This is a genomic window from Phaeodactylibacter sp. (genome assembly GCF_022763345.1).
In the GTDB taxonomy this organism is placed as follows: Bacteria; Bacteroidota; Bacteroidia; order Chitinophagales; family Saprospiraceae; genus Phaeodactylibacter.
The window spans coordinates 99,262-108,711 of the sequence record NZ_JALEGS010000011.1 but is presented as its reverse complement, the minus strand read 5'-3'; the positions used below and the strand labels follow the sequence as shown (position 1 = coordinate 108,711).

At 45.4% G+C, this 9,450-nt stretch carries 9 protein-coding genes and 1 pseudogene; 4 read left to right on the top strand and 6 right to left on the bottom strand.

Annotation, left to right across the window (positions count from 1 at the left end; translation table 11 throughout):
* Window positions 1–183: pseudogene (locus MRY86_RS02200) on the bottom strand (hypothetical protein); the annotation flags it as partial.
* Between the two features lie 62 nt (window positions 184–245).
* Window positions 246–683 (bottom strand): helix-turn-helix domain-containing protein, encoded by a 438-nt coding sequence (locus MRY86_RS02195; protein ID WP_293567800.1) that lies wholly within the window; start codon window positions 681–683, stop codon window positions 246–248.
* A gap of 232 nt (window positions 684–915) precedes the next feature.
* Here MRY86_RS02195 and MRY86_RS02190 point away from each other — a divergent pair, with 232 nt between their 5' ends.
* The 4 genes from MRY86_RS02190 to MRY86_RS02175 all read left to right on the top strand — a co-directional run bounded on the left by MRY86_RS02190 (window position 916) and on the right by MRY86_RS02175 (window position 4,730).
* Entirely contained in the window at window positions 916–1,704 is a 789-nt protein-coding gene (locus MRY86_RS02190) for a nuclear transport factor 2 family protein (RefSeq protein ID WP_293567798.1), read from the top strand.
* Between the two features lie 213 nt (window positions 1,705–1,917).
* Complete coding sequence (locus MRY86_RS02185) at window positions 1,918–2,787, top strand: DJ-1/PfpI family protein (protein ID WP_293567796.1); 870 nt, start codon at window positions 1,918–1,920, stop codon at window positions 2,785–2,787.
* Between the two features lie 157 nt (window positions 2,788–2,944).
* On the top strand, window positions 2,945–3,766 hold the full coding sequence (locus tag MRY86_RS02180; protein WP_293567794.1) for an SDR family oxidoreductase: 822 nt from the start codon (window positions 2,945–2,947) through the stop codon (window positions 3,764–3,766).
* A 52-nt stretch (window positions 3,767–3,818) separates the two neighbouring features.
* Complete coding sequence (locus tag MRY86_RS02175; RefSeq protein ID WP_293567792.1) at window positions 3,819–4,730, top strand: helix-turn-helix transcriptional regulator; 912 nt, start codon at window positions 3,819–3,821, stop codon at window positions 4,728–4,730.
* Between the two features lie 362 nt (window positions 4,731–5,092).
* Here the strand turns inward: MRY86_RS02175 and MRY86_RS02170 are convergent, their stop codons facing one another.
* The 4 genes from MRY86_RS02170 to MRY86_RS02155 form a co-directional block, all read right to left on the bottom strand.
* The gene (locus MRY86_RS02170; protein WP_293567790.1) at window positions 5,093–5,809 is read right to left on the bottom strand and encodes a hypothetical protein; all 717 of its coding nucleotides are present in this window, start codon (window positions 5,807–5,809) and stop codon (window positions 5,093–5,095) included.
* Between the two features lie 3 nt (window positions 5,810–5,812).
* Window positions 5,813–6,964: a serine hydrolase domain-containing protein gene (locus MRY86_RS02165; RefSeq protein WP_293567788.1), complete on the bottom strand. Its 1,152-nt coding sequence runs from the start codon at window positions 6,962–6,964 to the stop codon at window positions 5,813–5,815.
* A 98-nt stretch (window positions 6,965–7,062) separates the two neighbouring features.
* Complete coding sequence (locus MRY86_RS02160; protein ID WP_293567787.1) at window positions 7,063–7,857, bottom strand: LytTR family transcriptional regulator DNA-binding domain-containing protein; 795 nt, start codon at window positions 7,855–7,857, stop codon at window positions 7,063–7,065.
* Window positions 7,858–7,973: 116 nt separating this feature from the next.
* On the bottom strand, window positions 7,974–9,449 hold the full coding sequence (locus tag MRY86_RS02155) for a S41 family peptidase (protein ID WP_293567785.1): 1,476 nt from the start codon (window positions 9,447–9,449) through the stop codon (window positions 7,974–7,976).
* Between the last annotated feature and the right edge of the window lies 1 nt (window position 9,450).

Below are 9,450 nucleotides of genomic sequence, written 5' to 3'. Positions count from 1 at the left end.
CAGTTTATCCGCATGCCGCCGTTTGGTATCCGCTTCCGGCATAATCCGCTCCAAATCCTTATCCAAAAACTCCAGCCCCCTGCTAAAGTCTATCTGGTCAATGTATTTGGAGAAAAAGAAATGCAAAAAGTCTTCTGCTAAATCTTCAATAATGCCTTTCCAGAGTATATCGCGCCGTATCATGCAGGCAAGATAAGAACAAATTGGATAAAACTCAAATGATTTGAATTACTTTGTTTCAACCGTTATTCATACACCATTGAAGCCAGCTTTGCCCGGTAGTTCTGCTCCAACGCACTCGCGAATGCAGCTTTATCCCTGCGCATCGACTCCATAGCTTCCCCATCCACAATAGACGGGTTCAGGCCCCTGAGATAGCGGTCGCTCCAAGAGGCCAGCTCCACGAGTATGGGAGTCAGGGCTAGCCCCATATCCGTTAGAAGATAGAGGTTGGTCTTTTTGTTGCCCGGCCGTTTGGTCTTGATGATGATCCCCACCTCCTCCAATAGCTTGAGTTTAGTGGAAAGGATATTGGTCGCAATGGCCTCCTCACTTTCCGTAAAGTCCTTGAAGGTCTCCTTGCCTTCGACCAGCATCTGCTTTACAATCACCAGCATCCACTTGTCCCCTAAGATGTCGAGGGCTGAAGTAAACGGGCAGTTGCATCTGAAATCCTGTGGCATATGTTAAGCTCCTGTTAAATATTGCTTTTAAAATAAAAGTAATTCTGTTTTTGCTTGCAATTTGAAAGCTAAAGTGTAATTTTGCTTGCATAACAAAAGTAATAAACTTTAAGCAATGAAAAAAGCAATACCTCTTCTACTGCTGTCGGGCATTTTGGCCTGCTGCAGCCATTCAACAGCGCAGTCTCCAACGGCTGCTTCATCTGATCACGCTAATGCAAAACCTTCAACCATGAGTACCAAAGCAACAGTAGGCACTTTCCTTGGCGCCGTTTTACAAAATGACCCGGCGACGATGCGGGAACTGGCCAATGCCGATTACATTCAGCACAACCCATTCATCCCCACCGGGCTCGAGCCTTTCATTCAAATGCTGCCGGTCCTGCAGGAAAATGGCACGACTGCCGAGAATATCCGGATGTTCCAGGACGGCCAGTACGTGTTCATGCACAACATCTGGCGGAATGCCAAGCCCTTTGGGGCAGACGAGATGGTCTCCTTTGATATCATCCGGTTGGATGAACATGGCAAGGTAGCCGAACACTGGGATGCTATGACCCCATTAGTTACAGAAACGGCCAGCGGGAGAACGCAAACGGACGGTCCCACAACGGTTGAGGATTTGGATAAAACCGAAGCGAACAAAGCCCTGGCAGTATCCCTCGTTGAAGATGTATTGATGGGCAAAAATCCAAACAAAATTACTGACTACATCAGTGCTGAAACTTACCATCAGCATAACCCAGACATCAAAGACGGATTGCAGGGTATTGTAGAAGCAGTCGAATATCTAACTGCCCGGAATAACATGTTTCAGTACACCAAAATACACAAAGTACTGGGTGAAGGGAATTTTGTTTTGACGGTAAGTGAGGGACGATGGAATAACACCAGCAATGTCTTCTATGACTTATTTCGAATTGAGAACGATAAAGTCGTAGAGCATTGGGATGTCATTCAGCCCATCCCCACCGAGGGTTTGGCGAATGATAATGGGATGTTTGGGTTCAAAAACGACTAACGGAGGAGCTTTTCTGTACTTTTCCTAACGTTGTGTGACGGCTCCGGCCTCAATGGGTACCTTGGTGACTATTGGGGCTGGCGTCTTTGCCCAACTTGCAAGATACCGGCTGCACCACTTTCCGTAATTTCATTTAGCCTTTCCGGGAAATCATTTAATGCCCTCCCTTTGCTCAACTGATATTTGCGGAACAACAGTAAAAAACAAAACGCAATGATCAGGAAAGTACTCGGAATAGCACCCACTAAAGAAAAAAATGGTCCCGGCTATATCCCCTCCCCAATGGGAAGAAAGTTTGGTGTAGACAAAGTAAGCGGTTACAAAGCGACCGATTTTGAGGGCAGGAAGTATAAAGGAAAAAAGAAGATTTTAGTGCTGTGCACCGAAGAGCGTTACTTTGAAATGGCCAATGGAAAGCTCTTTTCCACAGGAAATAATGTGCAGGAAACTATGGTTCCATTAATGCATCTCGTCAATGGAGGATTTAGTTTTGACGTAGTCACTTCAACCGGTAAACCGGCTATCCTTGAAGAGTGGTCGGTACCCATAAAGGACAAGGCAGTACTGGCATTCCGGGAAGAACATCAAACCAAATTCGACACCCCTCTCTCCCTAAAAGCGCTCGTTGCAGGCAATGCATTAAAAGGGGATTCGGATTACATCGCTCTTTTTCTGCCAGGTGGGCACGGCTCTATGGTCGGGCTACCGGACGATGAAAATGTTGGCAAACTGCTCCGCTGGGTAGAAACCTCTGACCGGTACCTTGTTGCCGTTTGTCATGGGCCTGCTGCTATGATAGCAAAAGACAACAGCAATGCCCCCAATCCTTATAAAGGGTATAAAATGGCGGCTTTCCCGGATAAATTCGATAAGCAGTCACCTTCACTGGGCTATCTGCCCGGGCAGTTGACCTGGTTTCAGTGCGAAGCTTTAGAAAAAGAGGGCATTGAAGTAATCAACGATAAAATAACGGGAGCCACTCACGTCGACAGGAAGCTCATTTCTGGAGATAGCCCCAAGGCTTGTGATGAGCTGGGGAAGATAACGGTTGCCGCCCTTTTTAAAGAATTGCAGGTTCGTTAACAGCCCTTCAATTCACCAAAAACAGAAGTTCTCAGGCAGTTGGGAACTTACATCGCTGCCCAGAAAGCAATGGGAATACAGTTTATTATTTTAGGGCTATTAATTCTTGAGTCCATTTCTTTCCTCTCGGTCAGAAATTACCTTAAATTAAACAAACATGAATAAGACCATTTTAATTACCGGAGCAAGCTCTGGAATCGGAAGAGCTACTGCCAGGTTATTTCAGGCAAAGGGGTGGAATGTGATCGCCACCATGCGTTCGCCCGAAAAAGAAACTGAACTTAAGGCACTTGACCATACACTTGTTACCCAACTCGATGTATTGGAATTAGACACCATAAAAAGCGCCATTAAGGAAGGCATTGAGCAATTTGGCAATATTGATGTGGTGCTCAATAATGCCGGGTACGGGCTCATGGGCACCTTCGAATCTGCGAGCCGTGAAAGCATCATTCGACAGTTTGGTGTGAACGTGCAGGGGCTATTCGATGTAACGCAGCAAGCATTGCCGCACTTTAGAGCAAACAAAGACGGAATGTTTATCAACATTTCTTCAGTTGGCGGAAGAATGACGTATCCGTTAATGCCTTTGTATCATTCCACCAAGTGGGCTGTGGAGGGTTTCTCTGAATCCTTGCGATGGGAAATGGCACAAATTGGTGTAAAGGTGAAGATAATTGAGCCGGGAGGCGTTGCCACTGATTTTGGAGGCCGGTCCCTGGATATGCAGCATAATCAGGAGCTCAGCGAATACAATGCATTCGTAAATACTTTTATGGCTGCCATGGCACAAGCTATGAATCCTGAAACGATGACGCAGCCTGAGCAGATTGCTGAAGTTATTTTTGAAGCGGCAACCGATGGTTCGGACCAACTACGCTACAGAGCGGGTGCAGATTGCGAGCAATTGCTGGGGGCAAGAGACAAGATGTCTGATGAGGAATTCTTCGCTATGCAAAAACAGATGATGGGGATGTAAATCCCGCACTACAAATATGCTCGTATGTTTGAACCGTACAAAAAGTGACCGTATGGATTACTATGAAATAAATTCAATTGCTCAGGCGCATCAGGCTATGGGGCTACCCTCGCCAAAGCATCCTTTGGTTACGGTAGTGCTAACTAAAGATTTTGACGCCCAATTCGATTTTAATGGGGTGAAAGTCATCAACAATCTTTATCAGGTTACGCTGAAGCAACCAGGGTGCGGCAATTTGTTGTACGGCAAAAACTCCTACGATTATGAAGAAGGAACCTTGGTTTTCACTGCGCCCGGCCAGGTTACGGTGTCCGATGGCGAAATGCCGGAATCAGAGGATGACCCCAAAGGTTGGATATTGGCCTTTCACCCGGATTTAATCAGGAAATCCCCCCTATCCGCTAAAATAGATGGGTATTCATTTTTCAATTACGATGTCAATGAAGCCCTTCACCTGTCAGAGGAAGAATTAGATACGATAGAGGGTCTGCTGGATAAAATAGTGAAGGAATACAGCCAAAATTTGGATAAGCACAGTCAGAACCTGATTATATCCAACATCGAACTCTTGCTGGATTATTGTACCCGGTTCTACGACCGTCAGTTTTATACCCGAACCAACCTCAACACCGACATCGTCTCAAAATTTGAGCGGCTTTTAAAAGCTTATTATCAAACAGATCAAGTGCATGACTCAGGCATGCCGAATGTCCAGTACCTGGCAAAAAAATTAAACTTCTCTGCCAACTATCTGAGCGACCTTTTGAAGAAAGAAACCGGAAAGACTGCTCAGGAACATATACACCTTTTTGTCATTGAAAAAGCGAAAAATATTCTCTTAAGTTCTAATCACTCCATCAGTGAAATTGGGTATGCTCTGGGGTTTGAATATCCTCAGCACTTTAGCAACTTATTTAAGTCAAAAACCGGTTTTAGCCCAAGTGAATTCAGAAACTTGAATTAAGCAACCGCGACTTGAATTTTCGTTCCATCAAAACGGCTAAGCCCTTCATTGTGCCCGATCCAGATGACGCACCCGGAATTGGTATACATAGACCAAATTCCCTATTTAGTAGCCCGTCTTCTTCTTTGAATACTGTGAAGGGGGGCCCGTCGTATTTATTGCGCCCGAAACCAGTCGCCATCCTCCGCTATCCCGGTTACTCTGCCCCCGCTGTACCCTGAAATAGTGCAGCGTGTCTCCACATACATTCTTGCCAAACCAAAGATCGCTCGCTTTGTCCTGACAGATTTCACGGAGGTGCTGGCACAATTAATAAGATTTCGATAAAATGTATTGCGCTGTTACGCTGAGTTTCCTTTGGCTTAAAATTTATTCCGCCTCACATATTTCCGTTGAATCTTACGGTTGGTATCGGAAATGCCTGTCATCAACAATTCCTTCTCATTCACTTCTATTTTCCAGCTTTCGGGTTTTTTGCCCTCCTGGTGAGGTAGCAAGGTGATTTCAGGTTTGTGTCCGTGGATATGCCAGTACCCGGTCAGTCTCTTTCCTTCTGAACTGAAGTTGATATAAACTCTATCCCACCGAATGAATAGTTTGTGTTTATTCTCTTGGTCGAAATCGTCTAAAATGGAGGTTTCATTTTCCGTGATTTCTACTAAATCCCAAATACCTTCAAGGTAGTCGGCAGGCGACATGGGCAGCTTTTCAACAGGTACTAATGTAACGGTTACGGGCATCCCTTCTTCTGCTCTTTCCCACATCATTTTTGCCCCATCAAACGATACGTTAAAGCCTCCGAACTCGTCTGCCACATCTAAGGGGTCTGAGGCGGTGTAGAGATGATTAGAGGAGTCATAATTCCAAAAACCATTTCCGTTTTGCAGCCAACCATTTCCAGCCTGGTAAGTGCCCTCAGCGTTTATTCTAAACCACTTTGCCACAGGCGTCATGTTTTCTTCTCCAACTGCAACCTTCTCTACTTCCCAGAGGCCTATCATCCTTTCTGGTTGGGCATAGGTGTAAAACGATACGAGCATCAATGCGCCCACAAGCAAGGTATTCAATCCTTTTTCCATTATTTACTTTATTAAGAGGTTTACAATTTTTTGAGCAAGTTGCATTTCGTCCGTTTGGTTTCCCACATTACTTAAAAAGCTGATTACATACGCTCCCTGATTTACATTGATGAGCATGGATTTATAGCCGTCCGTCCTGCCTCCATGAATAATATAGGGCCTGGCAATCCCTAAATCGCCCATCGCACTTTTGTTTTCTTTATCAATAATGACCCAGCCATAGCCATAGGTGAAGTCTTCGCTGATGCCGGCAAGGTGGTTTTTTTGTATCAACTTTAAAGAATTTTCTGACAACCAACCGGGGTTGTTCATCACCTGCGCCCAGCGGTTTAGGTCAGCAGCTGTGGAAAATATTCTCCTGCTCAGGCTTAGATCCAGGAATGGGTTTTCGAGCCATTGCCCTGTGGATACCTGATACGTGTAAGCCTGGGCTAATTTAGGGATCACGCGTTCATTGAGCCCCTCTGATACGGTGTTTTTCAGGCCCAGAGGAACGGTGAGCTTTTCTTCGAGGACCTCCGCAAAAGGTTTAGAGTAGGTATCGGCCAGTATGATCGCTACCAAATGATAGGCAAAATTGCTGTAATGAAATTGCTTTCCTGGTTCTGCAACCGGGGCAAGTTGGCTGATAAAATCGACATAGGCTTCATCAGTAAATCGCGAGCGTTTGAATTTCAAGTAATTCTCCTGCCGCAAGGCTTCGCTGATCCCGTCATAATCAGCTAAACCCGCACTATGGCTCAGTAAGTGGTGCAAGGTGATGTCCGGGTTAAAATGACCTTGGTAGGTAAACCCGGAAAGCAGCTCCACTAATTGATCGTCAAGCTTCAGCCGCCCTTCTTCCACCGCTTTTAAAGCTAAAGCCGCAATCATTGATTTATTTACGGAAGCGATATCGAGCTTTACTTCTCTATCGAAGGGAATACCCCAACTTCTATCGGCCAGGCCCAAATAGTTTTCATAGATCGTCTCCCCGTGGTACGCGATTACCACGCCACCATGAAACAGGTCTTGTTCAAAATGATTCCTAAAAAGGGAATCAATCCGCTGGGCCGCAGTCGAAATTGCTCCATCAGACGGCCGGTTTTCTCTTGGCTGACATCCTGTAAGGGTAATAACCCCGGATGCACAGAATAACAGGAATAGCTTTTTCATCGGGTTTTCCTTTCCGGCAAAGGTGAAGGCTAAAAACCTGATTTAGCGAGCGGAAAGTCGGTTTTGGGATAAAAAACGCCTATATGTGACGAAAAAAATCAGCCCTTGAGAAAATGATGCTGATATTGTTTGGATACGGGTATATTACTTCCATTAACCTCAAGTGTAACTTTCCCTTTGAATTGCTTTACGGCTTCTATGTTGCGGCTATTGACCAGATAACTTCTATGCGTTCTTTCTACTTCCGGGTAAACTTTCAGCTCTTGTTCCAAAGCTTTGAGCGGCTTGCGGATGAGATGCTGTTTGCGCTGTCCGTCTGAAGTGTATACCACTGTGATATAGTTTTCCGAAGAGCTGGCATAGAGAAAGTAATGTGGGTTAATTCTTAATTGGTCTTTCCCGTTTTTAGATTGAAAAGTAAAGTAGGGGGCATTTGGCTTTTGGGGAGCTAAAATTCTTTTTAGTACAAAATAAATGGAGAGCGGCAGTACCACCATCAAGGGGAACTCCTTCATAATCAGCCAGTAGGCTTCCGGATTCCACTCTTGCCAGTTCCAAAAGAAGTTAAATAGGAGAAATATGAGTTGGCTTCCTAAAAGCACTAGACTCAGGTACCAAAGCATTGTATGGCTAAGCTGGGAAATATTCAATTTTGGCTTGAGCCAGGCTTCAAAAACAGTCAGATACGCAAAGGTTAACAGCCCGAAGCTAATACTTCGAAAAAGATGAGAATGGCCTGAATAAGATAAACCTTTTTGAATGCCATACGCTCCGAATGTATACAGAAAGTAGAATACAGAAAATCCGGATAAAAAACCAAGGATTATAGGGTAGAGCCTAGGGTAATAAAGATCTCTAAGTCTATTTGCTGCTGATGTTAAATCCAGGGGCATCTCAGATCGGATGATTTTAAAATTGGTTTTTAGTGTATGGTTTTATTACCCTGCAAGGGTTTGGGCCTACCGGGATTTTGCCCCACATAAACACTCACGCTGCAAGCTGATTGTGTTTAATTTTCCAATCGCTCTAATACATGGTTCAAGTAGGCATTTTCCCCATTTGCATACGCGTCAAAAGTGGGTATGACTTCATGATGGGGAATGACCCCTCTGCCGAAGGGGAGCTTAGGCTTCACATTCATCACAAACTGCAAAGCCGGGACAGACACCTTGATCTTTGAATGTGGCAATACCAATGCTCTGCCGTAGCCACTTGTATTCCCGTAGTAGCCCCCACCGGTTTCCTGCCCTACAAAAGTGGCTAAACCCTGACTGTACATCATGTTGCTGAATTCGCTGCCCCCGGAATAGGTGACCGGGCTGATCAGGACGTAGGTTTTGCCCCTGAATTTGTAATCCGGCTCCTTCTTATAGGCCATCAGCCCTTTGCCGGGTGCCGCTCTCCTTTCCAAGGAGCCATCCTCCATTTTCCGGTTGGTCAGCAGCCGTTCAAAAAAGCCGAATGCCTTTAGGGTAATGGGCTTGTCCGTTCCATTATCCAACACCGCCTTTTGGGCCTTTACCCTCACCTTTTTGTATTTCTGATAGTTGTCGCCGAAGTAGGAATACAGCAACCCTTCATTGCCTTCCGACCCGCCGGTGTTTTTACTTACATCTACGATGAGGGTTTGAATATCATTTTCCCTTATGGATTTAAAACTGTTCCTCAGGAAAACGCTCAGCTTCTTTTCTTTTGAATGCGCTCTTATTTCACCATTGCCAAAAGTATGAATGCCCAGATAGGCTACCGAGTCATTGAGTATTTTGTATTCCAACACCTCCTCCTCTGTGTTTTTGGGCTTGCCATACCTGTCGTTCAGGTGCCGGGTAATCGCCTTTATGGTCAGCGGTTGAAGGGTTACGGGCTCGCTAATGCCCTTGAACTTAATCTCAAACTGATCCACCTGCCCGTAGTAGTAGAAGTGGTACACCGAAAAGCTCAACCCTTCCAGGTCACTGTACTTAACGGCTTTGATAAACCCATCGGAAGCAAAGAGATTGCCAATGTTGCCTACTATATGCTCCGGCGTTTCTCCATTAATGGATTCGATGGGTTGGCCTTCGAGCGCAAAGGCTTCAAAGTCGGAGCCGTTCTTAACGCAGTAGAGTTGTTTACCCAGGAAGACCACGCTTAAGGGCAGCAACCTTACTTCGCTGTTTATTTTTTCCTTCACGATCGCAGGGCGAAAGATATCCGTATGGTCTTCCCGGGAAAGGGCCACCAACGGCGCGATCAGCTTGTGAAACTCAAGGACATTTAAATCCTTCGTGATTTTCCTTCTGACGTCTGCAAAAGCCCTGTCCACGCTGTCTTTGGGCGTGTACCAATACATGCCGGAGTGGAATTTGTCCAGCCCCTGATACAGTATTTCCAGGTCACCTAATAGCTTTTCTTTCTCAATCTTGGGAAAATCGCCGAAATCCTGGGCGCCCGCAGTTTGGAGTGTAAGACAACAGATGATGATGACTTTAGAAATGCTTTTCATT

Excerpts from the sequence above, each read along its gene's own strand:
- MRY86_RS02195 (WP_293567800.1), bottom strand. The coding sequence starts at position 683 with ATGCCACAGGATTTCAGATGCAACTGCCCGTTTACTTCAGCCCTCGAC.
- MRY86_RS02190 (WP_293567798.1), top strand. The coding sequence starts at position 916 with ATGAGTACCAAAGCAACAGTAGGCACTTTCCTTGGCGCCGTTTTACAA.
- MRY86_RS02185 (WP_293567796.1), top strand. The coding sequence starts at position 1,918 with ATGATCAGGAAAGTACTCGGAATAGCACCCACTAAAGAAAAAAATGGT.
- MRY86_RS02180 (WP_293567794.1), top strand. The coding sequence starts at position 2,945 with ATGAATAAGACCATTTTAATTACCGGAGCAAGCTCTGGAATCGGAAGA.
- MRY86_RS02175 (WP_293567792.1), top strand. The coding sequence starts at position 3,819 with ATGGATTACTATGAAATAAATTCAATTGCTCAGGCGCATCAGGCTATG.
- MRY86_RS02170 (WP_293567790.1), bottom strand. The coding sequence starts at position 5,809 with ATGGAAAAAGGATTGAATACCTTGCTTGTGGGCGCATTGATGCTCGTA.
- MRY86_RS02165 (WP_293567788.1), bottom strand. The coding sequence starts at position 6,964 with ATGAAAAAGCTATTCCTGTTATTCTGTGCATCCGGGGTTATTACCCTT.
- MRY86_RS02160 (WP_293567787.1), bottom strand. The coding sequence starts at position 7,857 with ATGCCCCTGGATTTAACATCAGCAGCAAATAGACTTAGAGATCTTTAT.
- MRY86_RS02155 (WP_293567785.1), bottom strand. The coding sequence starts at position 9,449 with ATGAAAAGCATTTCTAAAGTCATCATCATCTGTTGTCTTACACTCCAA.